This is a genomic window from Paenibacillus rhizoplanae (assembly GCF_042684125.1).
Taxonomy (GTDB): Bacteria; Bacillota; Bacilli; order Paenibacillales; family Paenibacillaceae; genus Paenibacillus_AQ; species Paenibacillus_AQ rhizoplanae.
The window spans coordinates 438,937-453,896 of the sequence record NZ_JBHUKY010000033.1 but is presented as its reverse complement, the minus strand read 5'-3'; the positions used below and the strand labels follow the sequence as shown (position 1 = coordinate 453,896).

Below are 14,960 nucleotides of genomic sequence, written 5' to 3'. Positions count from 1 at the left end.
TTTAAAAGGACGGCAAAGCCGTTTCCACTTGTGCGGACAGCAAAAGTCAAGCTTTTACACCATACTAGGAATATCTACGGCAGGGTCTGTCTCGGCGTCATAGTCTACGCCTTCGGTACGGAAGCCGAACAGATGGAAGAAGTCGTCCTGATAGCCTGCCAGATCCGCCAGCTCAGGCACATTATCCGTCTCCAGCTCATTCCAGCGTCTCATGACCTCGATCTGCACATCCTCGCGCATCTCCCAGTCGTCAATGCGGATCAGGTGGCTGCCGTCTGCAGCCGCTTCACCGCCGTTATACAGATGGTCTGCGAACAGGCGGTACATCTGCTGGATGCAGTTCTCGTGCAGCTCCTTCTCCTTCATGACCTTGTACAGGGCGGAGATATACAGCGGCACCACCGGGATGGCCGAGCTGGACTGGGTAACCAGTGCCTTATTCACGGAGACGAAGGCCCGGCCGCCTGTGGCAGAGAGCTGATCATTCAAAGCAATAGCGGTCTGCTCCAGATGGTTCTTCGCCTGGCCGATCGTTCCATCCTTGTAGATAGGATGCGTAATCTTGGGTCCGATATAAGAGTACGCTACGGTAGTTGCTCCGTCTGCAAGCACACCAGCCTCCTGCATCTGGCTGATCCACATGCCCCAGTCTTCCCCGCCCATCACGGCGATGGTCTGGCGGACTTCATCCTCTGTAGCCGGTTCAATAGTAACGGTGGAGACTTCTCCGGTGTGGAAGTTCATCGTCTTGTTCGAGTAGGCTTCGCCTACCGGCTTAATCACCGAGGAGAACACCTCACCGGTTACCGGATGAGTGCGGCGCGGGGAGGCCACGCTGTATACGACCAGATCTACGGTGCCGAATTCGGCCTTGATCAGCTCGATCGTTGTGGACTTGATGGCGTCCGAGAAGGCATCGCCGACGATGCTGAAGGATTTCAGCCCCTGCTTGGCCGCTTCACGTTCAAAGGCAGCAGAATTGTACCAGCCTGCGGAGGCGGTGCGGGTGCCTTCAGCAGCCTTGTCGAAGAAGACGCCGATGGTATTCGCGCCTGCGCCAAAGGCAGCGGCAATCCGCGAAGCCAGTCCATAACCTGTGGAAGCGCCGATGACCAGCACGTTCACCGGGCCGGTAAGCTTCTTTTGGGACCGTACATAGTCGATTTGTTCCTGTATTTGTCCGGCACATCCCTCCGGGTGAGCTGTTGTGCAGATAAAGCCGCGTGTTTTTGGCTGAATAATCATCAAGGATATCCCCTTTGTTTTAGTTTTTAACTTTTTTCGTTAATATAGAGTATAGCAAATGATGGCATAGAAAGATAAGCCTTCAATATAATGAATAGCAATTTAGTAGGCCTGCCGCTATGAATTTGCAACTTTTCCCAATCCGAGACGTCATTTGGTAGAGAGGTTACGGATGAATTCAGGGAGGGGATTGACATGGGCATGGGCAAAAGATTATCCGCACTTATACTAACCGTGCTGTTCTTGGGCGGCTGCAGTGAAGGGGGTCCGGGCATGAATTACGCGGAGAGACAGGCTGCCGCAGCAGGTCTCGATTCGGGTCTGGCTGACAGCAGCAATCGGCTGGGCGTGAAGCTGTTCGGCCAGTTATGGAAGCAGGGGGGCGGGAACCTGACGATATCCCCGTACAGTGTCGCTGCCGCTCTGGCCCTGGCCTATAACGGCAGTGCCGGAGAGACGGCAGAGGAGCTGGGGAAGCTGCTCGGCTATGCGCCGGACGAACGGCAGAAGCTGAATACCGGCCATCAGTCATTAATGAAGCTCTTGAATCATGGAGGACCGGGCGTGGAGCTGAAGATTGCGAATTCAGTCTGGGGTATGAAGGGCCTGCCGCTGCGCAGGGACTATCTCAAGACCGGTGAGGACTTCTATAGTGCGCAGATTGAGACTACGGACCTGGCAGCAGAGAAGTCTGTGAAGGAGATTAACGGTTGGGTGGCGGACCATACGGGGGACAAGATTCAAGAGATGCTCACGAAGCCCCCGGGACCGCAGGCTGTGGCCGTCTTGGTCAATGCTCTGTATTTCAAAGGCGGCTGGACGGATGTGTTCGAGGAACAGGCGGCTACGAAGCAGGCGGACTTTTATCCTCCGGACGGACCGGCAGTGCAGGTCATGATGATGAAGCGGGGCGGAATGTTCTCGTATGCAGCTCATAAGGATTGGCAGGCGGTTAAACTTCCCTACGGAGAGGGACAGATGGAGATGGTAGTGGTCCTTCCGGGTGAGCAATCTTCTCTCGCGGAGCTTGTGGGTCAACTGGAGCAGGGGACTCTGCCGCTAGATGAGGATTACACCAGTACCCTGGGGACGCTGCTGCTGCCTAGGTTTACAGCCAGCTATGGGACAGAGCTCTCCAAGGCGCTGCAGGCGCTGGGTGTAAAGCTGGCCTTTGACCCGAGCCAGGGTGATTTTTCTCTTATGTCGGATTTGGACAGCCCGATCTATTTTGAACAGGTCATCCACAAAACCTATATCGATGTGAACGAACGGGGAACGGAGGCGGCGGCTTCCACTGTAATTGATATGCGTGCCGGAGCAGCGCCCCCTGCAGATAAGCCCTTTGAAATGAACGTCAACCGGCCGTTCCTGTTCATGATCCGGGACACGCAGACCGGAGCCACGCTGTTCCTTGGGGCGATTGAGAATCCGCAGCGCACGGATTGAATTCGGGCTGGGATGAATTTCAAGCATTTACGCATAAATGATCCCTTCACAGGTCACAATAGGAAAAAACCAGAATGAAGGGATTAACGTGAATGCTATTCGCCTGAAAAAACAACTGTGGCGGCGGTGGAGACGCTGGAAAAAGGCTCCTTGGGTAGGTGCGGCGTGCCTCGTGCTGACGTTGCTCGCCTGGCGTGGCATGCAGGTTCCGGAAGAGATTAGCACGCTGCTTAAATCTTCGTCATTCCTGAGCGGCAGCGCAAGGAAGAATCTGGAACCCGGTAGCAGCTTACCGGCTGTAGCCGCCGTATATAAACATACAGACGATGATGCCGCCGTGATGAACAGTCAAGAGCTGCTGAAGGCTGTGGGTAAGGAAGCTATTAGCAGAACGGTGCATCTCAAGACGCTCTATGTAGCCGGTGAAGAGGTGCAGACTTTGCCCGGCAAGCAGACTCCGGCCCAGCTAAGCGAGCTGATTGTCCGGCATGCGGGCTGGAGCGGCTGGTTCAGCCGGGAAGGGGATCTGTGGCTGGAACAGCGGGTCAACGACCTGTCTCCGCTGACCAAAAAAGAAGCCTACTTCGGAGTGGACGAGCAGGGCAACCTGACCTTGTTCCAAGGACCGCCCGAGGCGGAGCGGGTCATGAAGACCTTTTTCCAGATGGACATGGGCTCGATCAAATCCTCTTTGCCCAAAGGCATCTGGGAGCAGCTTCATCAGGGCATCCGGGTGCAGGATCTGGAGGAGTACAACAGCGTACTCTCCACCTTCAGCGACTATGCGCGTGATTCCTCGGAACAGGTGATGCATGCGGAGTGAGGGAGAGACTATAGAATTATTAGCATGAAGACTCGCGGGCGCACAGGTGCCTGCGGGTCTTTGTTGTGTTATGCATGGTTCATTTCCCCGGGGACAAACTTTTTGTCTCCCGGGGAATTTTTTTTGCTATAATGGGTGGAAGGAATACATATGTTCGCTTTAGGGCCGGAGGGATGGATGTCTGGGGCTTGCCCCGCAGGGTTATTCTGGTTTGGCATCTATCTGAAAGTATCCGCCCGGGCATAGAGGAGAGAGAAGGATCTTGCGCATTTTGGGGATTGATCCGGGGCTGGCGATTGTCGGCTTTGGCTTCGTAGATAAGGTTGGCAACAAATTAACACCGGTCCAATACGGCTGCATCCAGACCGAGGCACATACCCCGGAAGAAGAGCGTCTGCTGCATGTCTATGAAGGCATGGTGCAGCTGATTGATAAATATAAGCCGGATGCGGTAGCGGTAGAGAAGCTGTTCTTCAGCCGCAATGTGACCACGGCCCTGCCGGTGGCGCAGGCGCGCGGGGTGCTGATTCTGGCGGCCGTGCAGCGCGGACTTCCGGTTGCAGAATACACTCCAATGATGGTGAAGCAGGCCGTAGTCGGTTACGGCAAGGCTGAGAAGAAGCAGGTGCAGGAGATGGTCAAGCTGCTCCTTAAGCTGTCAGTTGTGCCGAAGCCCGATGATGTGGCGGATGCGCTGGCGGTGGCGGTATGCCATGCCCATTCCGTGAGTCTTAATTCCAAATTAAATGAGGTATTGCGAAAATGATAGATTTTCTTAGAGGGCCGGTTGCACATTTGGAGCCGGAATATGTTGTGCTGGATGTGCAGGGCGTGGGGTACCGGGTATTCTGCCCGAACCCGTATGCTTTTGCCAAGACTGAGGGTCCGGTGACTGTGTTCATTCATTATCAGACCCGCGAGGATGCGACGCTTCTGTTCGGATTCCCTTCACGCGAGGAGCAGCGGCTGTTCCGCAAGCTGATTGAGGTATCGGGCATCGGCCCGCGTGTTGCGCTTGGCATTCTGACCGGCGGAACGCCGGACCAGCTGATCGCGGCCATCTATCAGGAGAATATCACCTTCCTGACGAAGCTGCCGGGCATCGGCAAGAAGACGGCGCAGCGGATGATTCTGGATCTGAAGGACAAGCTGGACGGCTTCGGCGGAGCAGCACTGCAGACGGGATTGTTCGCAGTAGCGGCTGAAGCGCAGAGCAAGGCGGAGGCACTTCCGTGGGAAGAAGCCAGGGACGCCCTGAAGGCGCTTGGTTACACCGATGCCGAGCTGGACCGGGTGTACTTGAAGATGAAGCAGGAAGGCACGGATACCGGACCGGTGGATGTGCTGATGAAGAAGGCGCTGGGGCTGCTGTATACCGCCAAATAGGTCCCTGAAGAACGGAGTGAGGAAGAATGGATGACCGGATTATATCGGCTAATCTGATGATGGACGAGCAGGCGGTGGAATTAAGTCTGCGCCCCCGTTATCTGGGTGAATATATCGGCCAGAACCAGGTGAAAGAGAACCTGAAAATATATATTGAAGCGGCCAAGATGCGCAGTGAAGCACTGGATCATGTGCTGCTGTACGGGCCTCCGGGTCTCGGTAAGACGACGCTGGCCAATATTATCGCCAATGAGCTGGGCGTTAATCTGCGGACCACCTCCGGCCCGGCGATTGAGCGGCCCGGTGATCTGGCAGCGCTGCTGACCAACCTTCAGGAAGGTGATGTGCTGTTCATTGACGAGATTCACCGTCTGCACCGGACGGTGGAGGAGGTCATGTATCCGGCGATGGAGGATTTCGCGCTGGATATTATGATCGGCAAGGGGCCGAGCGCACGGTCGGTTCGGCTCGACCTGCCGCCCTTCACACTAATTGGGGCAACGACACGCGCGGGACTGCTGTCTGCTCCGCTGCGTGACCGCTTCGGAGTGGTCAGCCGGCTGGAGTACTACACCATCGATGAACTGAGCTTCATCGTGGCCCGCAACGCCGAATTGCTGGGCATCGAGATTCTGGGCGATGCTGCGGAAGAGATTGCCCTGCGGGCCCGGGGGACACCCCGGATTGCCAACCGTCTTCTGAAGCGGGTACGCGATTACGCCCAGGTCCGTGGCGACGGAATCATCACTCCGGAGATTGCAGCCGAATCGCTGAAGATGCTGCAGGTGGACCCCCGGGGACTGGACAACATCGACCATAAGATGCTGCAATCCATGATCAGCTCTTTTCGGGGCGGGCCTGTCGGGCTGGATACTATCGCCGCTACAATAGGCGAAGAGAGCCAGACCATTGAGGATGTATATGAGCCCTATCTGCTGCAGATTGGTTTCCTGCAGCGTACGCCGCGCGGGCGCATTGTTACGCCTGCGGCGTACCACCATCTTGGCCTTCCTCTTCCTCCGCAACAGAACTGATTGCTGAGAATCCTGTCCATAGTACAACATCTAAGTGCGTGTTTATATCATTAATATTTATAGGAGGCCTACAATGAAACTTGCGAAGTGGACAACAACAGGAATCGGGCTGCTGGGCCGGGGGGCGCTGGCTGCATTGCTTGCAGCAGGCAGTCTGCTCATTCCGGCAGATCACGCCCGCGCCGATTCCGGCGGGTCGATCCGGGTTGCACTGTATGCCGATATTGGCAGCAAATATAAATCTACTGTACCGCTGGTAACCCTGCAATCCGAGCAGAGCTTCAGCCTGCTTCCGGCAGCCGGCGGCAGCCCATTATTGTCGGTTCCGGCCCAGAACAAAGTCCGTGTCAGTCTGGACGGGTTCCGGGTGAAGGTATTGGAGACACCAAGCTGGCAGACTGCTGCGGATGCGGCGAAGAAGCTCCAGTCTTCTTCCAATAAGCCGCAGATCTTCATGGCTGCCAGAGGAGGCGCCAAGGTATATCAGCTATATACCGGAGGCTATGCCAGTGAGAGTGCAGCCAATAACGGGCTGAACGCAGTCCTCAAAGCCGGTCTGGCGATTCCCGAAGGGCAGACTCCTGTAGTGGCCGGAACCAAGCATCTGTCTGCAGGCTCCTATGCTACACTGGAGGAGGCCCAGGCAGTAGTCAGCAGCCTGACCACTGCCGGCTTAGATGCCTGGCCGGTATTCGTATCCGGTGAGGGCGGCAGTGCGCGTACCGAGGTATGGGTAGGCGAGGCGTCAAGTGACAGCGAGCTTGCGGCGGTCTCTGCTTCGGCAGCAACGCTGCTTCCTCAGCTTGCCCTGACGCCTGTGGCTCCTGGCGCACCCGGATTAATTATCCGCATGGACGCAGGGCTTGATTTCAGCAGTGAAGTCCAGGCCTTTCATTATCTGTTATCCGGAAGTGACGCGAAGTTCATCTTGTCGGGCAATGAGAAAGGAATCATGCTTACCGAGAGATCTAAGCGGATCTACCGCGGCGATGTGGAGCTTGGCAATCTGAATGGTTCATTATCTGTCATTAACGTAGTTCCGCTGGAGCAATATCTGTATGCGGTAGTGGGGGGAGAGGTATCCTCCGGCTGGCCGGAAGAGGCGCTGAAGGCCCAGGCTGTGGCGGCGCGCAGCTATGCGCTGTCCCAGGGGAACCGCTTCGATGTTGCTAATGTGGTGGATACGACGCTCAGCCAGGTCTATAACGGAATCGGTGCAGAAGCACCCACAATCATCAAGGCGGTCGATGCAACGGCAGGTGAATTGCTGCAGAGCGGCGGAAAGGTCGTAGAGGCGGTATTCTCCTCGAACAGCGGCGGCGTTACGGCTGACCCGACGGAAGTATGGAACAGCGGCGGCAACTATACCAGTGTAGCCAGCGCAGAGGATGTGGCTGCGGTGGGTTCGGCCAAGAAGTGGTATTATGTACTGCTGGACAGCGGCGTTGCCGGCTATGCCCGGGAAGATAATATCAAATTAACAGGCAGCAAAACAGCAGCAGGGCTCCCGATTGCCACAGCTACTACCAAGGATGTGAATATCCGGCCGCTGCCTGTCGTTGACAGCAGTGCTGCTCCCGCTGGCAAGCTGAATCCCGGCCAGAACGCCGTAGTGCTGAATCAGGTCTATGAATCCGGCAGCTACAGCTGGATCAAGGGTCCGTATTCTTCGGCAGAGCTGCTGAAGAGCCTGGCCGGCAAGACCAGCGGCACTCTGCCTTCTTCTATAACCACTCTGGAGGTTACCCGGCGAGGACCATCGGGAAGAGCGGTGGAGGTCAAGGCGAACGGCCAGATCCTGCAGGTGAAGTACCCGGATCTCTTCCGTTCCTCCTTCGGGGGATTGCCCAGCACCTTGTTTGATATTGTACCTGCCGGAAGTTATACTGTATTAGGCGCTGACGGCTCTACAGCTGCTATCGGCAGCTCAAGCTCAGCGGGAGTGCTGTCTGCTTCGGGCCAAGTGACGTCCAGCGGCAGCGGAACGGTTGTGATGGGCGCGGATCAGACCTCCAGAGTCGTGACCGGCAGTACGGGCTTCTATTTCATCGGCTGGGGTTACGGGCACGGACTCGGCATGTCCCAATGGGGCGTGAAGGGAATGGCCGACAAAGGGTATGATTATAAGCAAATATTGCAACACTATTTTAATAACGTTACTATAATCAAGAATTAAGGAATGAAGATCCTATTATGAATGTTGAACTTTATGATTTCAATTTGCCCGAGGAGCTGATTGCCCAGACTCCGCTTGCCGACCGCAGTTCATCCAGACTGCTGCTGGTAGACAAGGAGAACGGCCAACTGGACCACGGTCATTTCAAGGATATACTGGGGCAGTTCCGCCCGGGAGATACACTTGTACTTAATGATACACGGGTTATTCCGGCCAGACTGTTCGGAGTCAAGGAAGATACCGGAGCCAAGGCGGAGGTCCTGCTGCTTAAGAATCTGGAGGGGGACCGCTGGGAGGCACTGGTGAAGCCCGGCAAGAAGCTGAAGACCGGAGCGGTCATTGTCTTCAGCGAAGAGCTCCGTGCCGTGATTGAAGATGAGGCAGATATGGGCGGGCGGACACTCCGCTTCATCTATCAGGGGATTTTCCAGGAGATTCTGGACAGGCTCGGCTCCATGCCGCTCCCTCCTTATATCAAGGAAACCCTGGATGACCGTGAGCGGTATCAGACCGTGTATGCCCGTCATGAAGGCTCGGCGGCAGCGCCGACAGCCGGACTGCATTTCACCACAGAGCTGCTGGAGCAGATTGCAGCCATTGGTGTGAATATCGCCTATATCACACTTCATGTCGGTCTGGGGACCTTCCGTCCAATGTCTGTCGAGACGGTGGAAGAGCATGTCATGCATGCCGAGTATTTCGAGCTGTCCCAGGCAGCAGCTGATGTGCTCAATGAAGCCCGAGCAAGAGGCGGAAGAATAATTGCTGTAGGCACAACCTCCTGCCGGACCCTGGAGACCGTAGGCAGACAATGCCAAGGGGGGCCGATTGAGGCATGCAGCGGCTGGACGGATATTTTTATCTATCCGGGTTATGAATTCACTGTCGTTAATGCACTGATCACCAATTTCCATCTGCCCAAGTCAACCTTGGTCATGCTGGTAAGCGCCTTGGCTGGCCGGGAGCTGATTCTCGCTGCGTATGAAGAAGCGATTAAGCAGCAGTACCGGTTCTTTAGCTTTGGCGATGCAATGTTCATTTATTAAGCAAGAGGAAGGGTTAAACCAATGGCAGCAATCACTTACGAACACATTAAGACTTGTAAGCAATCCGGAGCACGGCTCGGAAGAGTCCACACCCCGCACGGAGTTATTGACACACCGACCTTCATGCCGGTGGGTACCCAGGCTACTGTCAAGACGATGAGTCCTGAGGAGCTTAAGCAGATGGAAGCACAGATCATTCTGAGCAATACGTACCATCTGTTCCTTCGTCCGGGTCATGAGATCATTGGCGAAGCGGGCGGCCTGCATAAGTTCATGAACTGGGACCGCCCGATCTTAACCGACAGCGGCGGCTTCCAGGTATTCTCCCTGAGCGACATGCGTAAGATCACCGAAGAAGGGGTTCATTTCCGCTCTCATCTGAACGGGGACAAGAAGTTTCTGTCTCCCGAAGTGGCTATGGAGATTCAGAATGCCCTCGGTTCCGATATTATGATGGCCTTCGATGAATGCCCGCCTTACCCGGCAGAATATGAGTATGTGAAGAAATCGCTCGAACGTACCACCCGCTGGGCCGAACGTTGTCTCAAAAGCCATGCCCGTCCGAATGATCAGGGACTGTTCGCCATCGTGCAGGGAGGCATGCATGAGGATCTCCGCCGCCAGAGCGCGGCTGATTTGACTTCCATGGATTTCCCGGGGTATGCTATTGGGGGACTCAGCGTCGGAGAGTCCAAGCAGCTTATGTATGAAGTGCTGGATTACACGGTTCCGCTGCTGCCGCAAGGGAAACCGCGCTATTTGATGGGCGTAGGTTCACCGGACGCGCTGCTGGAAGGGTCAATTCGCGGAATAGACATGTTCGACTGTGTTCTGCCTACCCGTATTGCCCGTAATGGAACAACGATGACCAGTCAGGGAAGACTCGTCGTGCGCAACGCGCAGTATGCCCGTGATTTCGGGCCGCTTGATCCGGAGTGTACCTGCTACACTTGCCGGAATTATTCCCGCGCTTATCTGCGTCATCTGATTAAGGCCGACGAAACCTTCGGCTTGCGGCTGACAACGTACCATAACTTACACTTCCTGCTGGATTTGATGCGTAAAGTGCGTGAAGCCATCATGGAAGATCGGCTGCTTGATTTTCGCGATGAGTTTTTTGCACAATACGGATTATATGATAATCTAAAAGGCTTCTAGATCGTACGGAGTGGAGTGTTCATGTTTATTCTTGAAAGGGGGGAAATGATATGTCACAGTTTTATATGGCAGCAGGTTCAGGCGGCGGAGGCAGCATTCTGGGCCTTGTAGGTCCTTTTGTACTGATGTTTGTTGTGTTCTACTTCCTGCTGATTCGTCCGCAGCAGAAGAAGACCAAGGCACGCAACGGAATGCTCAAATCGCTGAAGAAGGGCGATAAGGTAGTTACCATCGGCGGTCTGCACGGAACGATCATGGAGATTTCGGATGACATTGTTATACTGCGGGTTAACGATGTGACCCGATTGACCTTTGACCGTGGTTCGATCAGTCACTCGGTTGTGGAAGTAGAAGACAAGATGTAATTGTCTCTGCACCAAATTACATAAAAATCGGCGTTTCTCCTTGGAGAAAACGCCGATTTTTTTAAAATATAAGAATTTATATGTTGCACACGATAAATTATCCTTCTATTTCTCGCTGAAACGGTGTGCCGTCCTCTAAAGGACGGCAATGCCGTTTCCACTTGATATATAAGGCTTTCATGCTTTTCATATGCAGAAATGATTGCAATTACCGTGAATTGGTGACCCGGCCCCGGACTCTCAAACCCTGTTCCCCGCTGCGCAGGGTAAGCTTGGCAAGCGGTACGGCGATAGCCGTGGACAGCACAGCCAGCAAGGTGCCGCCAATCATGTCGGTCAGCCAGTGAATGCCGAGATAGAAGATTCCAAAAACGATAATAACGGCTGAGATTGTACTGATCACCATCCAGCGGCGGTTGCCGGAACGGTAAGCGAGCAGGGCCATAGAGACGGAGATAGCGGTATGCAGGCTCGGGAAGCAGTTATTGAGGCCGGACAGCGGCCGGTATTCCTGTTCAAACTTCGGGAAAGCATCGAGCATGATGAACCGTACCCCAGCGGGCGCATAGGACCACACCTCGTTAACCGGAAAGTACAGATAGAACGGAATAGCAATGGCATACGTTAAAATAATGGTGTAGCAGGTCGCATAGAGGATCACACGATTGTTGTCCAGCAGATAGATCCCCAGTGAGGCCGCCAGCACGGCTTGCAGCATGAAGATATAGAAGAAGACAACAACCGGGGTCAGCCAAGGTGCGTAGAACAGCTCTTGAACTATCCGAACGAAATGCCCCTCCAGGCCGAATACAAAACCTGTGTAATCTGCGGTCAACCGCATCTTCTCTTCGATCTGCAGCTCATATTTATTCAGGGCAAGAATGCTGAACATTCCTACAATAATGAGTGTGAATTTATAGGACCGCAGCAGCTCTCTTCCGATTTCAACTAAGGCCATCAGCGGATTGCGCCGTGCGCCGATCCAGATTAGGATCACAACAATGGCAACGGTATATACAACTACAAGATTCATGGATTGGTACAGCAAAGCATTCGAAGCCTCCTTGATAATCGCTCATGTGAAGTCAGACATAGGTAGTGTACCATATTTTCAAGGGAAGGTTTCAATTTTCGAAAAATTATATTAATTAGGATTTCTGTAAATTAACTCCAAACATTCCTCCAAGTGCGCTGATTCCTGCAGCTGCCAGAACCCACAGGAAGTCCATTCCCCCCGGAGAACTGTCAAGCGCCAGAAATCCGATTAGCAGCACAGCCAGTCCGTATAACATGCCTGTGAGTGCGCCCTGGTACCAGCCTTTGCGGACGGCCCTGCTGCCTGCGGTTAAACCTCCGAATGCGGCAGCCACGCCGTGCACAATGTAGGTGTACATAGTGAGGTCCTGTTCCTGCAGTCCGCTGCCCCAGAGCAAGAGAGAGAGGATGAACGCACCGAGCATCATCCACAGGAACGAGCGGATTAAACCCGATAATACCGGACTAGATATTTTCCATGAGAATAGACGCCTGATCAGAGACATGGTAAAACCCCCTAAAAGTTTGTTAACCGGATACTAATTATTGTATGGGGAGGCTTGCCCCAATAGTACAAGAATGGGCGGTATGACTTTTACCAGTAATTAAGCAGCAGCTTTCCGAATGTTCCCTTGGAGGTCAGGTCAGAATAGGGATACATTAATCCGCCTTATGGGGGAGAAGCGGAAGGGGAGCGAAGAGAATATGTTCCAGCATATTACGACCCATATCTTTCTGACCGTGCTGATGTATATCTTCATTTTCCTGTGCATGCGGATCATGGGCAAACGGGAGATCGGCAAGCTGTCTGTATTTGACCTGACCATTTCGATTATGATCGCCGAGATCGCTGTGTTTGTAATTGAAGATATCGAACGCCCCATCTATGACGGAGTCGTACCTATGGCGACCCTGGTGCTGATTCAGGTGATCGTCGCACAGCTCAGCCTGAAGAGCCGGAAGCTGCGGCTGCTGGTGGACGGAAGACCCAGCATCCTGATCTCGGACGGGAAGATTCACCGGGGCGAGATGCGCAGGCAGCGGTATAATATTGATGATCTGCTGCTGCAGCTGCGCGGGCAGAATATTGTCAGTCCGGCAGATGTGGAGTTCGCCATATTGGAGACAAGCGGGCAGTTAACGGTGATTGAGAAGAACCAGAATGTCACTTCATCCAATCAGTCGGGCAACAGCAGCTCCGGTGCAGAGCGGAAGGAGAAGAACGGCGATAGCCAGCAGGATTCAGATGATTCCGCATTATCCGGCGGCGACTCTGCTTCCGTGAAGCTGCCGAAGCATAAGATCCGTTATGAAGGACTGCCGATTCCGCTGATTATGGACGGGAAGGTGCAGGACGGCAATCTGGAGATGATCGGCAAGAACCGGTTCTGGCTTAGAACCCAAATCCGGCAGAAGGGTGTCTCTGATTTCCGGGATGTCTTCCTGTGCTCGGTTGATCACAAGGGGGAGCTCTATATTGCCCCAATTAAACCCAATAAGGACAAGCTGACTTAACTGCGCCAGCGTCTGAAAAAGGGGACGCGCTCCAGATCTCGCCTGGAAATCAACCCGGATAACAGGCAGATGCTCAGATAGATGGCCATTCCGCAGGCAGCAGCTGCCAGGAATTGTATCCACTGCGACGGGGAGATCGGAACAGATGTATAGACATACGACATCCCGGCGGCCATGATGACCGTAGCGGCCAGGATTTTGAGCGGGTCCGACCAGCGCAAGGACATGGCGGTCAGCTTGACTACACTGTAGCCGTGCAGAAGCGTGACAAGTAAGCTGTTGACCATAATGGCGATGATGGCGCCCAGGATTCCGTATTCGGGCCGGGAGGCCAGCAGGAGAATCAGCAGGATTTTGACTATGGCTCCTATCAGTGTATTGATCAGTGCCTTGCCCGGCCGGTCCATAGCCTGAAGCGCAGCCTGAAGCGGAGCCTGGACGTAGAGAAACACAGCGAACGGGGCCATCATCCTTAGCATAGGTGCCGTATCCGCTGCATTGCCGTACATTAACGAACACAACGGTACGGCAAGAATATACATAACGGCAGCAAACGGGGCACCGGTGACCATGGCGAGCCGCAGGGCTTGGTGCATTCTTTTATGAATCGTGGGCAGATCGTTGCGGGCGGCGGCCTCGGATAAGGAGGGGACGAGGGAAGCGGCCAGCGAGGAGCTGAGCACACCCGGCAGCAGCAGCAGCGGAATCACCATTCCCTGCAAGGAACCATATTGTGCGGTTGCGGCTGCAGCCGCGATTCCGGCAAGCGCGAGGCTGCGTACGGTAATAATCGATTCCAGAAGGTAAGAGAATGAGCCGATCAGGCGTCCGGCGGTTACCGGCACAGAAATGCCGATCAGGCGTTTAAGGACAGGTGTGGTCGTCTGCGCGGGCTCGCGTCCGTCACTGCCCTGTGTATCCTGAATAGTAGTATCCACGGAAGGCGGGAGTTCAGACCTGTCTTTTTTGTCGTTAAAATAATATTGCCCCAGCAGGGCCAGCATTCCGGCGATCTCTCCCACAGTCACACCCAGCATCGCACCCGCAGCCGCAAAGGCGATGCCCTTCGGCAGCAGCAGCCAGGAGAACCACAGCATGAAGAAGATCCGGATGATTGACTCCAGCACGGAAGAGAACGCCGAGGGAATCATATTTTGCTTGCCCTGAAAGTACCCCCGGTAGATGGAGGAGACGGCGACGATGGCGATCATGGGGGTCATGCTGACGAACGTATAATAGACTCGCTGGTCCGTCAGAAGAACGCTTGCGACCCAGGAGGCGCTGAACAGGGCCACGAAGGTGAACACAATGCCCAGCGACAGGCTGAGGGCAAGGCCGGTTTGCAGGATTTTGCGCGACTGCTCCGGGCGGTTCTCCCCTTCGGCTTCCGCGACCAGCTTGGCAATCGCCAGCGGGATTCCGCCCGTAATTACCGTAATGAGCACAATGAAAAACGGGTATCCGAGCTGATACAGACCTACCCCCTCAGCGCCGATAATCCGGGGCAGGGCAATCCGGGGAATGAAGCCAAGCATCCGGTTAATGATACCGGCGAACAGCAGGATGATCGTTCCTTGTATAAAGGTCTGTTTCCTCACAGGGCACTCCTTCTTCCTACATATGAGATGAAACTGCAGGTGAATTATCGTTAATATCAAGCCAGGCTTGTATAAGGATATGCCAGTACAGGCCTACTCCATGACAAGCATTCCATAGACAAGTTTTTTGACT

General features: G+C 54.5%; 14 protein-coding genes. 10 read left to right on the top strand and 4 right to left on the bottom strand.

The features are described from left to right. Positions 1-54: 54 nt before the first annotated feature. The gene (gene fabV / locus ACFSX3_RS20810) at positions 55-1,245 is read right to left on the bottom strand and encodes an enoyl-ACP reductase FabV (RefSeq protein WP_209994211.1); all 1,191 of its coding nucleotides are present in this window, start codon (positions 1,243-1,245) and stop codon (positions 55-57) included. Positions 1,246-1,440: 195 nt separating this feature from the next. Between fabV and ACFSX3_RS20805 the strand changes: the two genes are divergently transcribed. From ACFSX3_RS20805 to yajC, 9 genes are all read left to right on the top strand, one after another. Then, positions 1,441-2,691, top strand: a complete 1,251-nt coding sequence (locus ACFSX3_RS20805; RefSeq protein WP_209994212.1) for a serpin family protein — start codon at positions 1,441-1,443, stop codon at positions 2,689-2,691. An 88-nt stretch (positions 2,692-2,779) separates the two neighbouring features. Further along, a complete protein-coding gene (locus ACFSX3_RS20800; RefSeq protein WP_209994213.1) occupies positions 2,780-3,514 on the top strand; it encodes a BofC C-terminal domain-containing protein in 735 nt (244 codons plus the stop codon). Positions 3,515-3,776: 262 nt separating this feature from the next. Continuing rightward, positions 3,777-4,280: a crossover junction endodeoxyribonuclease RuvC gene (ruvC, locus tag ACFSX3_RS20795; RefSeq protein ID WP_209994214.1), complete on the top strand. Its 504-nt coding sequence runs from the start codon at positions 3,777-3,779 to the stop codon at positions 4,278-4,280. Then, positions 4,277-4,900: a Holliday junction branch migration protein RuvA gene (gene ruvA, locus ACFSX3_RS20790; RefSeq protein WP_209994215.1), complete on the top strand. Its 624-nt coding sequence runs from the start codon at positions 4,277-4,279 to the stop codon at positions 4,898-4,900. Before ruvC ends, ruvA begins: the two co-directional genes overlap by 4 nt. Positions 4,901-4,926: 26 nt before the next feature. Next, the gene (gene ruvB, locus ACFSX3_RS20785) at positions 4,927-5,934 is read left to right on the top strand and encodes a Holliday junction branch migration DNA helicase RuvB (RefSeq protein WP_209994216.1); all 1,008 of its coding nucleotides are present in this window, start codon (positions 4,927-4,929) and stop codon (positions 5,932-5,934) included. 73 nt (positions 5,935-6,007) lie between these two features. Next, positions 6,008-8,110 (top strand): SpoIID/LytB domain-containing protein, encoded by a 2,103-nt coding sequence (locus ACFSX3_RS20780; RefSeq protein ID WP_209994217.1) that lies wholly within the window; start codon positions 6,008-6,010, stop codon positions 8,108-8,110. 17 nt (positions 8,111-8,127) lie between these two features. Further along, a complete protein-coding gene (gene queA, locus ACFSX3_RS20775) occupies positions 8,128-9,156 on the top strand; it encodes a tRNA preQ1(34) S-adenosylmethionine ribosyltransferase-isomerase QueA (protein ID WP_209994218.1) in 1,029 nt (342 codons plus the stop codon). A 21-nt stretch (positions 9,157-9,177) separates the two neighbouring features. After that, positions 9,178-10,314 carry a tRNA guanosine(34) transglycosylase Tgt gene (tgt, locus tag ACFSX3_RS20770; RefSeq protein ID WP_209994219.1) on the top strand — a complete coding sequence of 379 codons (1,137 nt, stop codon included), beginning with the start codon at positions 9,178-9,180 and terminating at the stop codon, positions 10,312-10,314. A 50-nt stretch (positions 10,315-10,364) separates the two neighbouring features. Next, positions 10,365-10,679, top strand: a complete 315-nt coding sequence (yajC, locus tag ACFSX3_RS20765) for a preprotein translocase subunit YajC (protein ID WP_036690550.1) — start codon at positions 10,365-10,367, stop codon at positions 10,677-10,679. Between the two features lie 208 nt (positions 10,680-10,887). Here the strand turns inward: yajC and ACFSX3_RS20760 are convergent, their stop codons facing one another. Both ACFSX3_RS20760 and ACFSX3_RS20755 read right to left on the bottom strand, forming a co-directional pair. After that, entirely contained in the window at positions 10,888-11,727 is an 840-nt protein-coding gene (locus tag ACFSX3_RS20760) for a phosphatase PAP2 family protein (protein ID WP_379255467.1), read from the bottom strand. 100 nt (positions 11,728-11,827) lie between these two features. Beyond that, on the bottom strand, positions 11,828-12,220 hold the full coding sequence (locus tag ACFSX3_RS20755; protein WP_209994221.1) for a TIGR04086 family membrane protein: 393 nt from the start codon (positions 12,218-12,220) through the stop codon (positions 11,828-11,830). Positions 12,221-12,419: 199 nt separating this feature from the next. Here ACFSX3_RS20755 and ACFSX3_RS20750 point away from each other — a divergent pair, with 199 nt between their 5' ends. Further along, positions 12,420-13,229 carry a YetF domain-containing protein gene (locus tag ACFSX3_RS20750; RefSeq protein ID WP_209994238.1) on the top strand — a complete coding sequence of 270 codons (810 nt, stop codon included), beginning with the start codon at positions 12,420-12,422 and terminating at the stop codon, positions 13,227-13,229. Here ACFSX3_RS20750 and spoVB read toward each other — a convergent pair. Then, the gene (spoVB, locus tag ACFSX3_RS20745; RefSeq protein ID WP_209994222.1) at positions 13,226-14,827 is read right to left on the bottom strand and encodes a stage V sporulation protein B; all 1,602 of its coding nucleotides are present in this window, start codon (positions 14,825-14,827) and stop codon (positions 13,226-13,228) included. The genes ACFSX3_RS20750 and spoVB overlap by 4 nt on opposite strands. Positions 14,828-14,960: the final 133 nt, after the last annotated feature.

What these genes read in the sequence shown, in the direction of transcription:
- queA (WP_209994218.1), top strand. Translation starts at nt 8,128, where the DNA reads ATGAATGTTGAACTTTATGATTTCAATTTGCCCGAGGAGCTGATTGCC.
- ruvA (WP_209994215.1), top strand. Translation starts at nt 4,277, where the DNA reads ATGATAGATTTTCTTAGAGGGCCGGTTGCACATTTGGAGCCGGAATAT.
- tgt (WP_209994219.1), top strand. Translation starts at nt 9,178, where the DNA reads ATGGCAGCAATCACTTACGAACACATTAAGACTTGTAAGCAATCCGGA.
- ruvB (WP_209994216.1), top strand. Translation starts at nt 4,927, where the DNA reads ATGGATGACCGGATTATATCGGCTAATCTGATGATGGACGAGCAGGCG.
- ACFSX3_RS20750 (WP_209994238.1), top strand. Translation starts at nt 12,420, where the DNA reads ATGTTCCAGCATATTACGACCCATATCTTTCTGACCGTGCTGATGTAT.
- ACFSX3_RS20780 (WP_209994217.1), top strand. Translation starts at nt 6,008, where the DNA reads ATGAAACTTGCGAAGTGGACAACAACAGGAATCGGGCTGCTGGGCCGG.
- ACFSX3_RS20805 (WP_209994212.1), top strand. Translation starts at nt 1,441, where the DNA reads ATGGGCATGGGCAAAAGATTATCCGCACTTATACTAACCGTGCTGTTC.
- fabV (WP_209994211.1), bottom strand. Translation starts at nt 1,245, where the DNA reads ATGATTATTCAGCCAAAAACACGCGGCTTTATCTGCACAACAGCTCAC.
- ACFSX3_RS20755 (WP_209994221.1), bottom strand. Translation starts at nt 12,220, where the DNA reads ATGTCTCTGATCAGGCGTCTATTCTCATGGAAAATATCTAGTCCGGTA.
- yajC (WP_036690550.1), top strand. Translation starts at nt 10,365, where the DNA reads ATGTCACAGTTTTATATGGCAGCAGGTTCAGGCGGCGGAGGCAGCATT.